The organism is Bradyrhizobium sp. USDA 4516 (assembly GCF_054055915.1).
The window spans coordinates 8,847,814-8,866,692 of the sequence record NZ_JBSRXT010000001.1; the positions used below are offsets into that span (position 1 = coordinate 8,847,814).

Sequence of the window (18,879 nt, forward strand, 5' to 3'; positions counted from 1 at the left end):
CCCTCGTCTACACCGCAGGCGGCCTTGCGCCAATCCCGGCGCGGGGGTCAAATCGAACAAATGACGACAATGTTTGTTAGGGACCATCATGGCTGAACGGCTGAACGGCTACCGCATCCTGATCCTCGAGACGCGCGAGGAGGCGCAGTTCTCCCGCCTGCTCGCCGAGCAGGGGGCCGACGTGCTGCAATGCCCGATGTTCACCATCCACGATGCGCCTGATGCGGCGCCGATCGAGGCCTGGATTCGCCGCGCCATCGAACGGCCGCTCGACGACCTCGTGCTGATGACCGGCGAAGGCCTGCGCCGGCTGATGAAGGTCGTGCGCCAGATCGGCGTCGAGCGGGAGTTCGTCGATGGCCTCGCCAAGGCGCGCAAATTCGCCCGCGGCCCCAAGCCCGGCCGGGCGCTGCGCGAGATCGGCCTGGAGCCGCAAATGACGACCGAGAAGCCGACGTCGGAAGGCGTCGCGGAGATGCTGTCGAAGCTCGACCTCGCCGGCCATCGGCTCGGCCTGCAGCTCTATCCGGACAAGGATCACGCCACCCTGATCGGCGCGATCAAGGCACAGGGCGCCGAGGTCGATACGGTGCTGCCCTATGTCTATGATGCGCAGGCCGCCGACGCCAACATCGTCACCGCGATCGAGGAGATGGCGCAGGGCCGCATCGACGCGATCGCGCTGACCAATCTCGGCCAGGTCCGTCGGCTCATCGAGGTGGCACGGGCGCGCGGTTGCGAGGACAGGTTACGCCAGGGGTTCGAGCGTACACCGATCGCTTCCGTCGGACCGGCGGTATCGGACGAGCTCAAATCCCACGGCCTGCGCACCGACATCTACCCGGCCGAAGACGCCTTCTTCATGCGGCCGCTGATATCGGCGATGGCGGCGGCGCTTTCAAAAAATCCACCGCGCGCGACGGCGCGAAGCTAAAGCATGATCCGGAGAAGTGGGAAGCGGTTTTCCGGGAAGACCATGCTTAAACAACAAGTTAAAGTGCGATGACGATTCGACCGAATCTCATCGCGCTTTAGTCCACTTTGGCACCGGCGAACTTGACCACCTTGCCCCACTTCTCGGTCTCGTCGGCCACTAGTTTGCCGAAGTCGGCAGCCGAGCCCGGCAGCATGATCGCGCCGATCTCGGTAAACCGCGCCTTGGCCTTGGGATCGGCGAGGATTTCATTGACGGCCTTGTTGAGCCTGTCGACGATTTCAGGCGGCGTGTTCTTCGGCGCCGCGAGGCCGTACCAGGCGCTGGCCTCGTAGCCCGGCAGGAAGTCGGCGACCGGCGGCAGGTCCGGAAGCACGTCCGAACGGGTCGTGCTGGTGACCGCAAGTCCGCGCAGCTTGCCGGATTTGACGTGCTCGGCGCAGGTCGGAAGATTGTCGAACATCACCTGCATCACGCCGGACAGCATATCGGTGAGCGCCGGCGCTCCGCCCCGGTAGGGCACGTGCTGCATGTTGATGCCGGTCAGCATCTTGAACAGTTCACCCGACATGTGGATCGTCGAACCGTTGCCTGAGGACGCCATGTTGAGCTTGCCGGGATTGGCCTTTGCATAGGCGATCAATTCGGGAATCGACTTGATCGGCAGCGAGGGGTGCACCACCACGACGTTGGGAAAGCGAATGATGCCCGCGATCGGCTCCATCTCGCGCATGAAGTCGAACGGCAGCTTCTGGTAGAGCGTCGCGTTGATCGCATTGGCCGGCGCGACCAGCAGCAGCGTGTAGCCGTCGGGTGCCGCGCGCAGCGCCTGCTCGGTGGCGATGTTGGTCCCGCCGCCCGGCCGGTTCTCGACAATGAAGGATTGCCCGAGCTTTTCCGACAGCCACTGCCCCATCAGGCGCGCCGTCAGGTCCGCCGAACCGCCGGGGGTATAGCCGATCACGAGGCGAACCGGCCGCGTCGGATAGGCCTCGGCAATCGCTTTTCCAAATGTGAGCGGAAGCGCAGCCGTAGCGGCTGCAAGTTGCAGGAACTGGCGGCGTAGAACCTTCATGATATCTCCTCCGACGCACTGGCGGCTCTTGCGGCACGCTCGGGCACGCGCATCCTAGCCGCGCAGCGTCGCCAAGCCGACAGATATTCTCAGTCGGAGGGCGGGAGGTTTACCGCGTCACTTCGTCTCGCGCAGATAGGCTTGGTACGCGAGGGCGATGCCATCCTCGAGCGAGGTGCTGGCGCGCCAGCCGAGCCTCGCCAGCCGACCGACGTCGAGCAGCTTGCGCGGCGTGCCGTCCGGGCGCGATGTGTCGAAGCTGATCTCGCCACGATAGCCGACGGCGGCCGCGACGACGCGCGCGAACTCGGCGATGGTGATGTCCTCGCCGGTGCCGATATTGACCAGTTCGGGCGATGAATAGGTCTTCATCAGATGGATGCAGGCGTCGGCGAGATCGTCGACATAGAGGAATTCGCGGCGCGGCGTGCCGGTGCCCCACACCGCGACGTTGCCGGCGCCCGAAACCTTGGCCTCGTGGAAGCGGCGGATCAGCGCGGCGACGACGTGGCTGTATTCGGGGTGATAATTGTCGCCGGGGCCGTAGAGATTGGTCGGCATCACGCTGATGAAATCGGCGCCGTACTGGCTGCGATAGGCCTCGGCCATCTTGATGCCGGCGATCTTGGCGATGGCATAGGGCTCGTTGGTCGGCTCCAGCGGGCCGGTCAGCATTGAATCCTCGCGCAGCGGCTGCGGCGCCAGGCGCGGATAGATGCAGGACGAGCCGAAGAACATCAGCTTCTCGCAGCCATTGGCGTGCGCCGCCTGGATCACGTTGCTCGAGATCGCCAGATTGTCGTAGAGGAATTCGGCCCGCAGCATGTTGTTGGCGACGATGCCACCGACCTTGGCGGCGGCGAGGAACACGGCCTGCGGCCGCTTCGCGGCAAACCAGGCGTTGACCGCGGTTTGGTCGCGCAAATCGACCTCGCTGCGCGACACCGTCAGTAGATCGGCCTCCTCGCGCGCCAGCCGGCGCATCAGGGCCGAGCCGACCATGCCGCGATGGCCGGCAACGAAGACGGTCTTGCCCTTCAGCTCAAACGCCGTGCTTGCCATTGGCCGCGTCCTGCCTGGCCTCGACGAGATCGCTGGCGACCATTTCCTTCACCAGCTGCGCGAACGGCGTCTTCGGCGCCCAGCCGAGCTTGGCGCGCGCCTTGCTGGCGTCGCCGATCAGAAGATCGACCTCGGTCGGGCGGAAATAGGTCGGATCGATCTGCACCAGGGTGTTGCCGGACGCCCTGTCGAGACCGACCTCCTCGACGCCCTTGCCGCGCCATTCGATGCTGCGGCCGACCTCGGCAAACGCCAGCTCGACGAACTCGCGGACCGACCGCGTCTCGCCGGTCGCGAGCACGAAGTCGCCGGGCTCGTCGACCTGCAGGATCCTGTGCATGCCCTCGACATAGTCGCGGGCGTGGCCCCAGTCGCGCTTGGCGTCGAGATTACCGAGATAGAGCTTGTTCTCGAGGCCGACCTCGATGCGGGCAACGGCGCGGGTGATCTTGCGCGTCACGAAGGTCTCGCCGCGGATCGGGCTCTCATGGTTGAACAGGATGCCGTTGCTGGCGAACATGCCATAGGCCTCGCGGTAGTTCACCGTGATCCAGTAGCCGTAGAGCTTGGCGACGCCATAGGGCGAGCGCGGATAGAATGGCGTGGTCTCCTTCTGCGGCACCTCCTGCACGAGCCCGTAAAGCTCCGAGGTCGAAGCCTGGTAGAACCGCGTTTCCTTTTCCATGCCGAGGATGCGAATCGCCTCCAAGAGCCGCAGCACGCCGATCGCATCGGCGTTGGCGGTGTATTCCGGGCTCTCGAAACTGACCTGGACGTGGCTCTGGGCGGCGAGGTTATAGATCTCGGTCGGCCGGATCTGCTGCACCAGGCGGATCAGATTGGTCGAATCCGTCATGTCGCCATAGTGCATCAGGAACGGCACGTTGCCGGCATGCGGATCCTGGTAGAGATGGTCGACGCGCGCGGTGTTGAACGAGGACGACCGGCGCTTGATCCCGTGCACGGTGTAGCCGAGACCGAGCAGATATTCGGCGAGATACGCGCCGTCCTGCCCGGTCACGCCGGTGATCAGCGCAACGCGCCGCTTTGAGTCCTGAGCCGCCGAATCCTTAACCGCCATGTCATCTCCAGAGAGCGCGAAAACCGCGCGATCCCGACGAGGCCGGTCTGTAGCATCCAGCCTGCTCCAAGTCTAATGGCTTAATCGTTTGAAATCAGGACTTTAGGTCTGCGAAAACGCCTCAATGCGCCCGGAACCCGTCACTCGCCATAGTGCCGCAGGCGGTCGAGGTTGAGGATGGTCACCCCGCCATATTCGAGCCGCAACAGCCCTTCCCGCTCGAGCCGCTTCAGGCACTGGTTGGCGTTCTGCCGGGAGATTCCCGACAGCGCCCCGATCTCCTCCTGGGTGATCTCGAGGTGCAGCGTCAGGTCGGGATAGAGAATCGGATTGAACAGCGAGGCGATCGAGCGCGCCAGCCGCGCCGTGGCGTCCAGCGTGCGGCCATATTCGAGCAGCGCGATGAACTGGCCGAGCCGCTCATTGAGCGAGCCGACCAGGAATCGGTTGAAGCCGACACTGTTCTCGAACAGCCAGACGAAGGTCCGGCGATCCATCATCGCCAGTCGCGTGTCGCGCAGCGCGACCACATCGTAGCGCCGGGGCTCATTCTTGAGCACCGTCCCCTCACCGAACCACGCGCCTGCGGTGAGGCCCGCGAAACTCGCCGCCTTGCCGCCGCGCGAGACGATGCCCATGCGCGCCAGGCCGGTGACGATGCCGGTCCAGTACTGGAAATTGTCGCCGCGCATGAAGATGAATTCGTTGGCGCGATAGGATTTCTCGGAAATGCCGGCGCGCGCGATTTCGATTTCTTGCTCGCTCAGTTCGCGCGACCAGGCCGCGATGCGCCTCAGGTAATCAGCAGCAATCATTCTAGCGACGGCGTCCTACCCCAAGAGACTGCAACGATATTGCACCGCAGCAACGCCGTGCGCGAGCCAAGGACCCGAGGCCTGGAATGCCAGCGAAAATTCCTGACCAAATGTCGGGCACATGACAATTCAACCTATCGCTTTCTCGTATTCAGAGCCACATCGCGTAACGTCGCGCAGCGCCTTGAAGGATCGCTGAAGGCGGACGACGCGAGGGGACGGGCTTGCAGGCGGGTGCGGCGTTACCGCGCATGACGCAGGCGATCGGGGCGAGCGATCTCCCGAACGCCGGCATCATTAGTCGGATGGTCTCCCTTCGGCGGCCCATGTAAGATCGAAGTGTAAGATCGAAGTGAAGATAAAGAGCGCGCCAAAGCGCCCGTATCTGGAGGGAACAGGGTGGCCAATAGTCTCGAGGTGCGCGGAGTCTCATTGCGCTTTGGCGGCGTCCGCGCGCTGACCGAGGTGAGCTTCGGCGTCAACGAGGGCGAGCTGTTCTCCATCATCGGCCCGAACGGCGCCGGCAAAACCTCGATCGTCAACTGCATCTCCGGCCGCTATCGGCCGACCGAAGGCCAGCTGTTCTATCGCGGCCAGGACATTACCGGCCTCAACCCGAACGCGCGGCCCCGGCTCGGCATCGGCCGGACCTTCCAGAACCTCGCGCTGTTCCACCACATGAGCGTGCTCGACAACATCATGGTCGGCCGCCATCACCTCCTGAAGAACAACTTCATCACGGGATCGCTGTACTGGCTGACCGGCGCGCGCCGCGAGGAGCTCGAGCACCGGCGCAAGGTCGAGGAGATCATCGACTTCCTCGATCTGCAATCGGTGCGCAAGGCGACCGCCGGCACCCTGCCCTACGGCCTGCGCAAGCGCGTCGAGCTCGCCCGCGCGATGGCGCTCGAGCCGCAACTGATCCTGCTCGACGAGCCGATGGCCGGCATGAACTTCGAAGAGAAGGAAGACATGGCGCGCTACATCGTCGATCTCAACGAAGAGTTCGGCATGACGGTGATGATGATCGAGCACGACATGGGCGTCGTGATGGACATCTCCCACCGCGTCATGGTGCTCGACTTCGGCCGCAAGATCGCCGAGGGCGATCCGGCCACCGTGCTCGCCGATCCCCATGTCAAGCGCGCCTATCTCGGCGAAGAGGACGAGGCGCTGGTCGATCCCGACGACAAGCCGGCGGTGCGGGAGAGCGCCGCATGATGGACTATGCCGGTCGCGCCGCGCAGGCCGACACCTTTCCCAAGATGCTGCGCCTCAACGCCAAGGAGCATGGCAGCGAGATCGCGCTGCGCGAGAAGGATTTCGGGCTGTGGCGCGAATTCACCTGGAACGACTACCAGACCCGCAGCCATGACTTCGCGCTCGGCATGGTCGAACTCGGGCTTGGCCGCGGCGACGTGATCAGCATTATCGGCGACAACCGGCCGGACTGGGTCGCCGCCGAGATCGCGGCCCACGCGATTGGCGCGATGAGCCTCGGTCTTTATCGCGACGTGCTGGACGAGGAAGCCGCCTACCTCCTGACCCATGGCGAGGCCAAGCTGGTCTTCGCCGAGGACGAGGAACAGGTCGACAAGATGCTCGGCCTGGCCGATCGCGTGCCCCACCTCAAGCACATCGTCTATTCCGACCCGCGCGGCATGCGCAAATACGACGATCCGCGATTGATGGAGGCGAGTAGGCTCGTTGCGCTGGGCCGCGACCGCGCCGCGCGCGAGCCTGGCCTGTACGAGCGGCTGGTCGACGCCACTGATGGCGAGGACGTCGCGATCCTCTGCACCACCTCGGGTACGACGGCCAATCCGAAGCTTGCGATGCTCTCGGCCGGGCGCGTGCTGCGGCACTGCGCGACCTATCTGGCCTTCGATCCGAAGGGACCGGACGACGAATATGTCTCGGTGCTGCCGCTGCCCTGGATCATGGAACAGATCTACGCGCTGGGCAAAGGGCTGCTCTCCCGGATGAAGGTCAACTTCGTCGAAGAGCCCGACACCATGATGCACGATTTCCGCGAGATCGCGCCGACCTTCGTGCTGTTCGCGCCGCGGGTCTGGGAGTCGATTGCGGCCGACGTCCGCGCCGGGGTGATGGACGCCTCGCCGTTCAAGCAGCGGCTCTATGACCTCGGCATGAAGACCGGGCTGGCGGCGCTTGCCGAGGGCAAGCGTTCTGTTTTCGCCGACCAACTGCTGTTCCGCGCGCTGCGCGACCGGCTCGGCTTCACGCGGCTGCGCTCGGCGGCGACCGGCGGCGCGGCGCTCGGACCGGATACCTTCAAGTTCTTCCAGGCGATGGGCGTGCCGCTGCGCACGCTGTACGGCCAGACCGAGCTGCTCGGCGCCTACACGCTGCATCCTGAAGGCAAGGTCGATCCCGACACCACCGGCGTGCCGATGGCCGACAACATCGAGATCCGCATAGACAATGCCGACGTCAACGGGGTCGGCGAGATCGTGGTGCGGCATCCCAACATGTTCCACGGCTATTACAAGAACCCCGAAGCCTCGGTCGCCGACATCAAGGACGGCTGGATGCATTCGGGCGATGCCGGCTACTACAACGACAACCGGCAGCTTGTCGTGATCGACCGCATCAAGGATCTCGCCGAGACCTCGCGCGGCGAACGCTTCTCGCCGCAATACATCGAGAACAAGCTGAAGTTCTCGCCCTATGTCGCCGAAGCAGTCGTGCTCGGCGCCGGCCGCGACGCGCTCGCCGCGATGATCTGCATCCGCTACTCGATCATCTCGAAATGGGCGGAGAAGAACCGGATCTCGTTCACGACCTACACCGACCTGTCCTCGCGGCCCGAAGTCTATGCGCTGCTCAAGAAAGAGGTCGAGACCGTCAACGCCTCCCTGCCGCCGGCGCAACGCATCTCGCGCTTCCTGCTGCTCTACAAGGAGCTCGATGCCGATGACGGCGAGCTGACCCGGACCCGAAAAGTCCGCCGCGGCGTCATCAATGAGAAATACGCCGACATCATCGATGCGATCTACCGCGGCAAGGCCAGCATCCCCGTCGACACGGTGATCCGCTTCCAGGACGGCTCGACCCAGCGCGTCCGCACCACGCTCGAGGTCGTCGACCTCGGCCGCGCCGTGCTCGCGGAGGCCGCGGAATGATGTTCTCCGCGACACGCGCTGACCTTCACCTCGCCCCGCTTGCGGGGAGAGGTCGGATCGCGTCAGCGATCCGGGTGAGGGGGAGCCTCCGCAAGCGCGGTGAGGATTGTTTCGAGAACACCAACCAAATTGCTGGACACTTCGTTATTCCAGAAGCGCAAGACACGGTAGTTGTGATCGACAAGCCATTTGTCGCGAAGAGCATCGGGTTGACTGTCGGCGTGTTGCCCGCCATCCACTTCGATCACGAGACGGCGCTCGCGGCAGATGAAATCGACGATGTAAGGCCCAATCGGCTCCTGTCGCACAAACTTGTAGCCATTCAGCCTGCGGGCACGAAGCCGGTACCAGAGCGTCCCTTCAGCACCTGTCGACGCGTTTCGCAATTTCCTTGCGCGTTTGATTTTGGTCTCATCAGCACCGCGCATGCGGAGGCTCCCCCTCACCCGTCGCGCTCCGGACGATGCTTCGCATCGCTCAGCGCGCGCCGGCCTCTCCCCGCAAGCGGGGCGAGGCGAACAGCTCAGCATAGCATATGAACATCCAGTTCCTGATTCAGCTGATCGTCAACGGCCTCGTGGTCGGCACGCTTTACGGCGTGGTCGCGATGTCGTTCGTGCTGATCTACAAGGCGACGCAGGTCGTGAACTTCGCGCAGGGCGAATTGCTGCTGGTCGGCGCCTGGGTGTGCTGGGCGCTGCTGACGAAGTATCAGGTGCCGTTCTGGGTCGGCATGCCGATCACGCTGGTCTTCATGTTCATCTTCGGCATCGCGATCCAGGTCGTGATCCTGCGTCCGATGATCGGCGAGCCGATCATCTCCGTGATCATGGTGACGATCGGCCTGTCGACGGTGTTCCAGGCCGCGCTGAAGTGGATCTTCGGCGTCAACCCGCAGCCGTTCCCGCGCGTGTTCCAGAGCCAGTCGGTCAGCCTGTTCGGGCTGCAGATCCAGACCGTCTATGTCATGAGCCTCGTGGTCTCGCTCGCCATGATGGTCGGCATGGCCTGGTTCTTCCGCGCCTCCAAATATGGCCTTGCGATGCGCGCCACCGCCTTCAACCAGCAGGTCGCGCAGTCGCTCGGCATTTCCGTCAAGAACGTGTTCGCGATGGCGTGGGCGATCTCGGCCACGGTCTCGGCGGTCGCCGGCGTCGTGGTCGCCGTGGTCAACGGCGTGTCGTCCGGCCTCTCCGCCTACGGCATCAAGGTGTTTCCGGCCGCGATCCTGGGCGGGCTCGACTCGGTCGGCGGCGCCGTGCTCGGCGGCATCATCATCGGGCTGTTGGAAAACGTCGCCCAGTATGTCGACAGCCAGTACCTGCACTGGGGCAATCTCTACGAGATCGCGCCGTTCTACGTCCTGATCATCATCCTGATGATCAAGCCGTACGGCCTGTTCGGCACCAAGGATATTGAGCGGGTCTGATCAATGGCGACAAGCACACTCATCCCCTCGGGCGATTTCCGCACCAGCTATGCGGCCGACACCACGATCTTCCCGACCGCGACCAGCCGCAATTTCGCGATCCTCGGCATCGTGCTCGCCTGCTTCGCGCCGATGCTGCTGTCCAATTACCTGCTCTCGATCGCGATCCAGATCGGCATCTTCGCGATCGCGGCCCTCGGCCTCAACGTCCTGGTCGGCTTCACCGGCCAGATCTCGATCGGCCACGCCGCGTTCTTCCTGTTCGGCGCGTTCACCTCGGCCTACATCTCCAACAACGCGCCGATCCCGGTGTTCTTCGCCATCCCCCTCGCCGGCGTCGTCACGGCGCTGGTCGGCCTGATCTTCGGCGTGCCAGCGGCGCGGCTGAAGGGGCTCTATCTTGTGATCGCGACGCTCGCGGCGCAGTACATCCTGCTCGACTTCTTCTCGCGCGCCGAATGGTTCTCGGGGGGCTCGGTGCCGGCCAGCGCCAACCCGTTCTCGATCTTCGGCTACACCCTGCGCGGCGACCGGCAGTATTTCTACGTCGTGCTCGCCTATATGGTGATCAGCTACCTGCTCGTGACAAATCTGATGCGCACCCGCGACGGCCGCGCGCTGGTCGCGATCCGCGATCACTATCTCTCGGCCGAGATCATGGGCATCAACCTCACCAAGTACCGGACGCTATCATTCGGGCTTGCCGCCTTCTTTGCCGGCATCGCCGGCGCGCTTTACGCGCACTATCAGCTCGTGGTCTCGCAGGAAGGCTTTGGCATCGAGCGCTCGGTGCTATTCCTCGCGATGGTCATCATCGGCGGCACCGGCTCGGTGATGGGCACGCTGATGGGCACGGCCTTCGTGGTGCTGCTGCCGGAATCGATGGAATGGCTGAGCGCCTGGCTGAAGGGCGGCGCCATCGACAAGGCGCTGCAGCTCAACAACAACATCACCTTCCTGCGCGAGATCGCGATCGGCCTGATCATCATCGGCTTCCTGATGTTCGAGCCCGACGGCCTCGCGCATCGCTGGCGGCAGATCAAGGCTTACTGGAAGCTCTACCCGTTCTCGCATTGACGCAAGGCACGGAACGCAACTCAAAATTCGGTTCAACGAATAAGCAGGAGGAAAGCAAAAATGACGATTAGATCCCTTTTGAGCTCGGTCTCCGTTGCGCTGCTGATCAGCAGCGCGGCCGCCACCGCGCAGGCGCAGATCGCCATCGGCCATCTGCAGGACCTCTCGGGCGGCACGTCCGACGTCGGCACCCCCTATGGCCAGGGCGTCGCCGACACCTTCGCCTGGGTCAACAAGAATGGCGGCATCGGCGGCAAACAGCTCAATGTCGACAGCAATGACTATGGCTACCAGGTGCCGCGCGCCATCGCGCTGTACAAGAAGTGGTCGGCGCCCGACGGCAAGGTCGCGGCGATCATGGGCTGGGGCACGGCGGATACCGAGGCCCTCACCGGCTTCCTGGCGCAGGACAAGATCCCGGACATCTCCGGCTCCTACGCCGCGGCGCTGACCGATCCGGAAGGCACCAGCGGCAAGGCCAAGCCCGCGCCGTACAATTTCTTCTACGGCCCGAGCTATTCGGACTCGATGCGCGCGATGCTGACCTGGGCTGCGGAGGACTGGAAGGCCAAGGGCAAGCCCGGCAAGCCGAAATTCGTCCACATGGGCGCCAACCATCCGTATCCGAACGCACCGAAGGCGGCCGGTGAAGCGCTGGCGACCGAGCTCGGCTTCGAGGTGCTGCCGCCGCTGGTGTTCGCGCTGTCGCCCGGCGACTACTCGGCGCAGTGTCTCAGCCTGAAGAGCTCGGGCGCAAATTATGCCTATCTCGGCAACACGGCGGCCTCCAACATCTCGGTGCTGAAGGCCTGCAAGACCGCCGGCGTCGATGTCCAGTTCCTCGGCAATGTCTGGGGCATGGACGAGAACGCGGCCAAGACCGCCGGCGATGCAGCCGACGGCGTGATCTTCCCGCTCCGCACGGCGGTGAGTTGGGGCGGCAACGCGCCCGGCATGAAGACGGTGATGGAAATCTCCAAGATGTCCGACCCGTCCGGCAAGGTCTATCGGCCGGTGCATTACATCGCCGCGGTCTGCAGCGCGCTCTATCTGAAGGAAGCGCTCGACTGGGCCGCCAAGAACGGCGGCGCCACCGGCGAGAACGTCGCCAAGGGCTTCTACCAGAAGAAGGATTGGGTGCCGGCCGGCATGGACGGCGTCTGCAATCCGTCGACCTGGACCGAAAAGGATCACCGCCCGACCACGAAGGTCGACCTGTATCGCTCGAAGGTCTCGGGCGCGACCGATGGCGACATCAACGACCTGATGGGCAAGGGCACGATCAAGCTCGAGAAGGTGAAGACCGTCGACCTGCCGCGCAAGCCGGAATGGTTTGGGTGGTGAGGCGGCAGCCGAACACGTCCACACATCGTCATGCGCGGGCTCGACCCGCGCATCCATCAAGCGAAGACGTATTCCGATCGATGGATTGCCGGGTCAAAGGCGAGCGGAAGCGACGCCGTCCTTCTGACGGCTATGCCCGGCAATGACGTCGAAGGGTAACACAGGCCATGAACGAAACCCTCGAAGCCACCCGCCCGGGGCCGACGGCAGTCCCGCCGCCGCCGCTGCTCAGCGTCAACAACATCGAGGTCGTCTATGACGACGTCATCCTGGTGCTGCGCGGCCTCAGCCTCGAGGTGCCGAAGGGCGCGATCGTGGCGCTGCTCGGTGCCAACGGCGCCGGCAAGTCGACCACGCTGAAGGCGATCTCCGGCCTGCTCAAAACCGAGGACGGCGAGGTCACCCGCGGCGAGATCCTGTTCGAGGGCCAGCGCATCAACGGCATCGATCCGGACAAAATCGTCCGCCGCGGCATCTTCCAGGTGATGGAAGGCCGCCGCATCGTCGCCGACATGACGTCGCTGGAGAACCTGCGGCTCGGCGCCTTCACCCGGCGCGACGGCGAGGTTTCCGATGACATCGACATGGTGTTCAAATATTTCCCGCGCCTGAAGGAGCGCACCGGCCTCGCCGGCTATCTCTCCGGCGGCGAGCAGCAGATGCTGGCGATCGGCCGCGCGCTGATGGCCCGTCCGAAGATGATCCTGATGGACGAGCCGTCGATGGGGCTGTCGCCTCTGCTCGTCAAGGAAGTGTTCGCGATCATCAAGGAGATCAACCGCGACCTCGGCGTCACGATCCTCCTGGTCGAGCAGAATGCGCGCGCCGCGCTCTCGGTCGCGAGCCACGGCTACATCATGGAACAGGGCAAGGTCGTGCTCGACGGCTCCGCCGACGAGCTGCGCGACAACGAGGACGTCAAGGAATTTTACCTCGGCGGCGCCGGCGACCAGCGCAAGAGCTTCAAGAACCTGAAGAGCTTCAAGCGGCGCAAGCGCTGGCTGTGAGGATAGCGAGCGTTTTCGGGCGGAGTTGCGTGTGCAGAAAACGCGTCAGACCAGGAAGGCGGTTCTACCCGAGCACTTGCTCGGCTTCAGTAACCGCGCAGAGCACATGATAGAACGACGACGCCGGGATCGTGTCGACCAGCGAATTGCCGTCGCGGTCGAACTGGTCGTACCAGCCGCCGGCCACGGCATGGCCGAGATAGTGCCGCTCGAGCAGCACCAGCGCCGCACGCGCCTCGTCCGCCGCGCCGGCTTCGCCCGACTCGGTCTGCGCGATCCAGGCCTTCGCCAGCTCGCTCTGCGGCCACAGCCGACGTGTGTGGCGGCGGATGTTGCCCTCGGCGTCGCCCTCGTCGACCAGGCAGCCGGTGGCCGCGTCGCGATAGCGCAGCGCCGACGCCAGCAGCTCGCCGCGCGGTCGCCCGGTGGGACAGCCGGTGATCCGCTCAAATCCCCTCAGCAGCCAGACCCATTCCGCGAGGTGCCCGGGCTCGACGCTGACCGGCGGGATCTTCGACCAGTCCTCCTCGAAATATTCGCCGAGGGTGCGCGTCTGCTTGTCGTAGAGGCTGGCAAGGAACAGCGCGAAGAAATCGCCGGCGCGGTTCTGGAACGACAAATCGTGGGTCGCGTCGAAGCAGGCGATCATCGCCTCGAACAGATGCATCTGCGGGTTCTGCCGGCGCGGCATCGAGGGCGGCAGGCCCTCGTGGAAGCCGCCATGGGGCGAGCGCAGCTGGGTATCGAGGAACGACAGCAGCGCGTCGATCTCGGCGCGGATCTGGGCGTCCTGGTCGAGGCCGTAGGCGGTCGCGAGCGCAAGCAGCACGAAGGCGTGGCCGTAGGTGTCGCGCAGCGGGTCGTGCACGCCGCCCTCGGCCGTCAGGCTGTAGACGAAGCCAGGCCGGCCGTCCGGCCCCCTGGCCTTGGCCAGCAGGTAGTCCAGCCCCTTCAGCGCGACCGCGCGCCCCTCCGGATACCAGCCCAGCTGGGCCGCCTTGGCGTAGCAATAGATCTGGCGCGCCTGCACCATGATCCGGCGCGGGGCGGCGCGGTCGGCCGTCCCGTCGTGGTGCAGCCGGTCGACAAAGCCGCCGGCGCTGCTGTCCCAGCCTGCGGTCGACCACAGCGGCAGGGCCTCGCCAATGATACGGCGCTTCAGCCTCGCGACGACGTCGGCGGCCCCGTCCGCCGCAACGCTCTCTGCCTCAGCCATCGTGCTCCCTGGAACCGTCCCAATGTCAGCGGTCACCGTCTGATAGCACGGGCGGACCGGCACGCAACCCGCGCACATCCTCCCAAGGACCTGCCATGACCGACCATTACGACGCCCTTGAAACGCGCGATCCGGCCGAGCGCGAGGCCGCGTTGTTCGCCCGGCTGCCCGAGGTGCTGCGCAAGGCGATGGCAGCGCCCGCCTATGCCAATTTGCTGAGAGGCACCGATCCCGCCTCCGTCACCAGCCGGGAGGCGCTGGCCGGGCTGCCGGTGCTCCGTAAGTCGGAACTGCCGGCCCTGCACAAGGCCGCCCCGCCGTTTGGTGGCTTCGTGGCCGACACGCCCGGCTCGTTCGCCCGGCTGTTCACCTCGCCCGGACCGATCTTCGAGCCGGAGGGCCGCCAGGCGGATCCCTGGCGCGGCGCCCGGGCGCTGTTTGCGGCGGGCTTTCGCGAGGGGGATGTGGTGCTGAACACCTTCAGCTATCACCTCACCCCCGGCGGCTTCATCTTCGACGCCTCGGCGCGGGCGCTCGGCTGTGCGGTGATCCCGGCGGGCCCCGGCAATACCGAGCAGCAATTCGAGCTGATCGAGGCCTATCGCCCGGTCGGCTATAGCGGCACCCCGGACTTCCTCAAGATCCTGCTCGACGCCGCCGCCACCGCCGGCCGCGACGTATCCTCGATCAAGCGCGCGCTGGTCTCAGGCGCGGCATTTCCGAAATCGCTGCAGGAGGAGATGAAGTTGCGCGGCGTCGAGGCCTACCAGGCCTTCGGCACTGCCGATCTCGGCCTGATCGCGTTCGAGACCGCGGCGCGCGAGGGGATGATGGTCAATGAGGATCTCATCCTGGAGATCGTCAAGCCCGGCACCGGCGATCCGGTTGCGCCGGGTGACGTCGGCGAGATCGTGGTGACCTCGCTCGATCCGCACCATCCCTGGATACGCCTCGCGCTCGGCGACCTGACCGCCGCCCTGCCCGGCGCGAGCCGGTGCGGACGCACCAACATGCGCATCAAGGGCTGGATGGGCCGCGCCGACCAGACCACCAAGGTGAAGGGGATGTTCGTGCGCCCCGAGCAGATCGCGGAGATCGGCAGGCGCCATCCCGAGCTCGGACGGTTGCGCCTCGTGGTCACGCGCGCCGGCGAGGCCGACGCGATGACGCTGAGAGCCGAATGCGCCTCGGCGGCGGATGCCCTGCAGAGCGAGGTCGCGGCAACGCTGCGTGCCGTGACAAAGCTCGGCGGCACCGTCGAGCTGGTCGGTCCGGGCTCGCTGCCGAACGACGGCAAGGTGATTGCGGACGAGCGATAGGCCTTGAGATCACCCGGCGTTTGACCCGTCCGGATTTGTCGCGCGCGGCGTCGTGAACTATTGAGCTAGCTCGTGCCCCGTGGAGACGGACGGATCATCACCTCATGAGCAGCGCTTCCGGAGATCAGCCGCGAAGGCCGGCCGTGTTCTTCGATCGGGACGGCGTCCTGAACCGGGACATCGGTTATCTGTTCGAGAGCCACAGACTGGTCTGGATCGACGGCGCGCGCGAGGCGGTCAAGGCCGTCAACGACATGGGGTATTTTGCGTTCGTCGTAACCAACCAGTCAGGCGTCGCAAGGGGTCTCTACGAGGAGACACACGTGCGGCAGCTTCACGACTGGATGGCCGATGAGCTCGGCAGGATCGGCGCGCATATCGACGCCTTTGAATACTGCCCGTTCCATCCTGAAGGGACGGTTGAACGATATCGGCAGGTCAGCCACCGCCGCAAACCATCGCCGGGCATGATCAATGATCTGCTGGAACGCTTTCCGGTCGACGTCGAACGCAGCTTTCTGGTCGGCGATCAGCCGACGGATCTCGAGGCGGCACGTGCGGCCGGGCTGAAGGGCTACCTGTTCTCAGGCTCCAATCTGGAAAAGTTCCTGAGGCCTCTGCTGCCCGGGAGCTGAAGACCACAGCGTCAGGCGCGTGGCCGCGATCGCGATCAGAACTTCCGGATCAGCTCGATGACCTCGTCCTGCTGCTGGCACGTGATCTCGGCGAACATCGGCAGCGAGAGAATCCGGCCCTGATCGCGATGCGCGTTGGGGAACTGCTCCGGCCGATGCTCGAACCGCGCATAGGCCGGCAGCAACGGCAGCGCGGTGGGATAGTTGATGGCGGTCTGCACGCCGTTGGCGTTGAGATGGGCGGCGAGCGCGTCACGGCGCGGATGCCTGATCGTGTAGAGGTGATAGACGTGGCTGCGTGCCGGCGCGACCTCGGGCACCACGACATCCTCGATCTGGTTGAGGCCGGCATCATAGACCTCGGCCGCCGTCTGCCGGGCCTCGGTCCAGGCGGCAAGATGCGGCAGCTTGGCCGAGAGGATCGCAGCCTGCATGCCGTCGAGCCGGCTGTTGATGCCTTCGATGTGGTGCTGGTGCTTCACCAGTCCACCATGGCGCGCCAGCATGGCCATCTGCTCGGCGAGCGCCGCGTCGTTGGTGACGACCGCGCCGGCATCGCCCATCGCGCCGAGATTCTTGCCGGGATAGAATGAATAGGTCGCGGCCTCGCCGAAGGTGCCGACCATGCGGCCCTTGTAGCGCGCGAGATGGGCCTGGGCGCAATCCTCGATCACCCACAGCTTGTGCTTCTGCGCGATCGCCATGATCGCGTCCATGTCCGCGGGCTGGCCATAGAGATGCACCGGGATGATGCCGACCGTCCGCGGCGTGATCGCGGCCTCGATGGCCGCCGGATCGATCGTGAACGTCGCCTCGTCGGTGTCGCAGAACACGACGGTGGCACCGGAATGGGTGATCATCGCCGCGGTCGAGATCCAGGAATGCGCCGTCGTGATCACCTCGTCGCCCGGCTTCACCTTCAGCGCCCGCATGGCGAGGTAAAGCGCGTCGGTGCCGTTGGCGCAGGACACGCAATGAGCGACCTCGGCCGCCGCCGCAAATTCGCGCTCGAAGGCGTCGACATAGCTGCCGCGAATGAAGGCGTTGTCGCCGATCACGCCGGCGATCGCAGCGTCGATCTCGCCCTTGATGGACTGGTATTGCAGTTGCAGGTCGGCAAACGGCACCGCCATCGATATTCCCCTATTGCCCTATTGGCTCGTCAGCAGCCGGCGCGCCGGATTGCCGGCATAGGTGCCAGGCGTCGTGATGTCCTTGGTCACCACCGATCCGGCGCCGATGACGACGTCGTCGACGATCCTGACCGGCATGATCGTCGCATTGGAGCCGATCGACACCCGGTTGCCGATCACCGTCTCGCGCCACAGCTCCTTGCGTCCACGCGCCGGGCCGCCGGTGGAGAACGTGTCGTTGACGAACATCACACCGTGACCGATGAAACAGTCCTCGCCGATGGAGACGAGCTCGCAGACGAAGGCATGCGATTGCACGCGGGTGCGCGCCCCGACGATCACGCCCTTCTGGATTTCGGTGAAAGGGCCGACGAAGCAGTCGTCGCCGAGCTTGCAGCCGTAGAGGTTGCACGGCTCGACGATCTTGACGCGTTCGCCGAACGCGACATCGCGCACGCTGGCCTGATGCACGTCCGGCCGGTTCACGAAACGACGCCCAGCCGGCTCAGCCGTGGCGTGAAGCGCAGCGCGACTTCCTCGCCGGTCTCGATCGACTCATAGAGAGCCGAGATCAGCTCCAGGCTCTTGCGGCCCTCGAGCCCGTCGACCAGCGCGGCGCGCTGGTTCTCGAGGCAATCGACCACATGGTGATAATAGGCCTGATGGCCGAAGCCGTAGACGTTGGGCGGGTTGACCGAGAACTTCTCCACGACGTCCTTGTCCGACGGCAGCTCGTCGACAAAGCGCCAGTGCCGGATCTGGTTGACCGCGAAGCCCGAAATCTCGACGGTGCCCTTCTCACCCAGGATCGAGAGCGAGCCCTCGAGATCGGTCGGGCGCGCCGCGGTGGTCGCCTCGATGATCCCGAGCGCGCCGTTGCGGAACTTCAGCGTTGCGACGGCCGTATCCTCGGTTTCGATATTGGCCAGCGCCGTTGCCGCGCGCGCATGCACGCTCACCACGTCGCCGAAGAACCACTCCAGCATGTCGACATGGTGGCTCGCCTGATTGGTCAGCACGCCGCCGTCATAGGCCCAGGTGCCGCGCCAATCGTCCTGGTCGTAATAGGCCTGGTCGCGGCACCAGCGCACCCGGACCGTCCCCAGGATGAGCTTGCCGAAGCGGCCGGCGTCGAGCGCCTCGCGCGCCTTGACCACCGGCACGTTGAAGCGGTTCTGCTTGACGATGAACATCTTGACGCCGGCCTGATCGCAGGCCCGGATCATGTCGTCGGCGTCCTGCAGCCGCAGCGCCATCGGCTTCTCGACGACGGTGTGCTTGCCGGCCTTGGCGCAGGCAATCACATGCGCGGGATGCAGCCCGCTCGGCGTCAGCACGGCGACGGCATCGATGTCCTTCCGCGCCAGGAATTCGTCCATGTCGTAATGGGCCGCAACGCCGAACTTCCCGGCAACCGCATCGGCGCGTGCGCGGATCGGATCGCAGACCGCGACCAGGCTCGCTCCCTCGATGTGATTGCCACCCAGGAGATCGGAGTGACGCTTGGCGATACGCCCGCATCCGAGCAGGCCAAATCTGATCATGCAACAGGCCCTGTCTTGTCTCGTGGCCGGCCATTGCAGCCGGCCGAAGAGCCGAGGGAACA

Annotated in this window: 18 protein-coding genes; 9 read left to right on the forward strand and 9 right to left on the reverse strand. The window is 65.1% G+C overall.

Annotation, left to right across the window (positions count from 1 at the left end; translation table 11 throughout):
- Positions 1-88: 88 nt before the first annotated feature.
- Positions 89-934, forward strand: coding sequence for a uroporphyrinogen-III synthase (locus ACVI1L_RS41155; protein ID WP_057016735.1), 846 nt, complete (start codon positions 89-91; stop codon positions 932-934).
- A 97-nt stretch (positions 935-1,031) separates the two neighbouring features.
- Here the strand turns inward: ACVI1L_RS41155 and ACVI1L_RS41160 are convergent, their stop codons facing one another.
- From ACVI1L_RS41160 to ACVI1L_RS41175, 4 genes are all read right to left on the reverse strand, one after another.
- Positions 1,032-2,009: a tripartite tricarboxylate transporter substrate binding protein gene (locus ACVI1L_RS41160; RefSeq protein WP_225644449.1), complete on the reverse strand. Its 978-nt coding sequence runs from the start codon at positions 2,007-2,009 to the stop codon at positions 1,032-1,034.
- Between the two features lie 117 nt (positions 2,010-2,126).
- Positions 2,127-3,071 (reverse strand): GDP-L-fucose synthase, encoded by a 945-nt coding sequence (gene fcl / locus ACVI1L_RS41165; protein ID WP_057016737.1) that lies wholly within the window; start codon positions 3,069-3,071, stop codon positions 2,127-2,129.
- Positions 3,052-4,152 (reverse strand): GDP-mannose 4,6-dehydratase, encoded by a 1,101-nt coding sequence (gene gmd, locus ACVI1L_RS41170; RefSeq protein WP_456785415.1) that lies wholly within the window; start codon positions 4,150-4,152, stop codon positions 3,052-3,054. The genes fcl and gmd overlap by 20 nt, the downstream gene beginning before the upstream one ends.
- Positions 4,153-4,292: 140 nt before the next feature.
- Positions 4,293-4,967 carry a Crp/Fnr family transcriptional regulator gene (locus tag ACVI1L_RS41175; RefSeq protein WP_028343069.1) on the reverse strand — a complete coding sequence of 225 codons (675 nt, stop codon included), beginning with the start codon at positions 4,965-4,967 and terminating at the stop codon, positions 4,293-4,295.
- Positions 4,968-5,366: 399 nt separating this feature from the next.
- On the opposite strand from ACVI1L_RS41175, the gene ACVI1L_RS41180 reads away from it, so the two are divergent.
- A complete protein-coding gene (locus ACVI1L_RS41180) occupies positions 5,367-6,188 on the forward strand; it encodes an ABC transporter ATP-binding protein (protein ID WP_028338338.1) in 822 nt (273 codons plus the stop codon).
- Positions 6,185-8,113 (forward strand): long-chain fatty acid--CoA ligase, encoded by a 1,929-nt coding sequence (locus tag ACVI1L_RS41185; RefSeq protein ID WP_057020448.1) that lies wholly within the window; start codon positions 6,185-6,187, stop codon positions 8,111-8,113. Before ACVI1L_RS41180 ends, ACVI1L_RS41185 begins: the two co-directional genes overlap by 4 nt.
- Before the next feature lie 62 nt (positions 8,114-8,175).
- Here the strand turns inward: ACVI1L_RS41185 and ACVI1L_RS41190 are convergent, their stop codons facing one another.
- On the reverse strand, positions 8,176-8,541 hold the full coding sequence (locus ACVI1L_RS41190) for an endonuclease domain-containing protein (RefSeq protein WP_456785416.1): 366 nt from the start codon (positions 8,539-8,541) through the stop codon (positions 8,176-8,178).
- Between the two features lie 107 nt (positions 8,542-8,648).
- Between ACVI1L_RS41190 and ACVI1L_RS41195 the strand changes: the two genes are divergently transcribed.
- From ACVI1L_RS41195 to ACVI1L_RS41210, 4 genes are all read left to right on the forward strand, one after another.
- Positions 8,649-9,542, forward strand: coding sequence for a branched-chain amino acid ABC transporter permease (locus ACVI1L_RS41195; protein WP_016847993.1), 894 nt, complete (start codon positions 8,649-8,651; stop codon positions 9,540-9,542).
- Positions 9,543-9,545: 3 nt separating this feature from the next.
- The gene (locus ACVI1L_RS41200) at positions 9,546-10,619 is read left to right on the forward strand and encodes a branched-chain amino acid ABC transporter permease (RefSeq protein WP_057020451.1); all 1,074 of its coding nucleotides are present in this window, start codon (positions 9,546-9,548) and stop codon (positions 10,617-10,619) included.
- A gap of 60 nt (positions 10,620-10,679) precedes the next feature.
- Complete coding sequence (locus ACVI1L_RS41205; RefSeq protein ID WP_050383787.1) at positions 10,680-11,963, forward strand: ABC transporter substrate-binding protein; 1,284 nt, start codon at positions 10,680-10,682, stop codon at positions 11,961-11,963.
- A 167-nt stretch (positions 11,964-12,130) separates the two neighbouring features.
- Entirely contained in the window at positions 12,131-12,970 is an 840-nt protein-coding gene (locus ACVI1L_RS41210) for an ABC transporter ATP-binding protein (RefSeq protein WP_038380790.1), read from the forward strand.
- A 64-nt stretch (positions 12,971-13,034) separates the two neighbouring features.
- Here the strand turns inward: ACVI1L_RS41210 and ACVI1L_RS41215 are convergent, their stop codons facing one another.
- Positions 13,035-14,186: an AGE family epimerase/isomerase gene (locus tag ACVI1L_RS41215; protein ID WP_456785417.1), complete on the reverse strand. Its 1,152-nt coding sequence runs from the start codon at positions 14,184-14,186 to the stop codon at positions 13,035-13,037.
- Between the two features lie 95 nt (positions 14,187-14,281).
- On the opposite strand from ACVI1L_RS41215, the gene ACVI1L_RS41220 reads away from it, so the two are divergent.
- Together ACVI1L_RS41220 and ACVI1L_RS41225 are read left to right on the forward strand one after the other, a co-directional pair.
- Positions 14,282-15,505 carry a phenylacetate--CoA ligase family protein gene (locus ACVI1L_RS41220; protein WP_057020453.1) on the forward strand — a complete coding sequence of 408 codons (1,224 nt, stop codon included), beginning with the start codon at positions 14,282-14,284 and terminating at the stop codon, positions 15,503-15,505.
- 104 nt (positions 15,506-15,609) lie between these two features.
- Positions 15,610-16,140, forward strand: a complete 531-nt coding sequence (locus ACVI1L_RS41225) for an HAD-IIIA family hydrolase (RefSeq protein ID WP_456785418.1) — start codon at positions 15,610-15,612, stop codon at positions 16,138-16,140.
- A 35-nt stretch (positions 16,141-16,175) separates the two neighbouring features.
- On the opposite strand, the gene ACVI1L_RS41230 is transcribed toward ACVI1L_RS41225, so the two are convergent.
- From ACVI1L_RS41230 to ACVI1L_RS41240, 3 genes are read right to left on the reverse strand one after another with little or no spacing between them, the layout of a single operon-like run.
- Positions 16,176-17,273: a DegT/DnrJ/EryC1/StrS family aminotransferase gene (locus ACVI1L_RS41230; RefSeq protein WP_456785419.1), complete on the reverse strand. Its 1,098-nt coding sequence runs from the start codon at positions 17,271-17,273 to the stop codon at positions 16,176-16,178.
- Between the two features lie 18 nt (positions 17,274-17,291).
- Positions 17,292-17,759 (reverse strand): acyltransferase, encoded by a 468-nt coding sequence (locus tag ACVI1L_RS41235; RefSeq protein WP_057020455.1) that lies wholly within the window; start codon positions 17,757-17,759, stop codon positions 17,292-17,294.
- Positions 17,756-18,817: a Gfo/Idh/MocA family protein gene (locus ACVI1L_RS41240; RefSeq protein WP_050383792.1), complete on the reverse strand. Its 1,062-nt coding sequence runs from the start codon at positions 18,815-18,817 to the stop codon at positions 17,756-17,758. Before ACVI1L_RS41240 ends, ACVI1L_RS41235 begins: the two co-directional genes overlap by 4 nt.
- Positions 18,818-18,879: the final 62 nt, after the last annotated feature.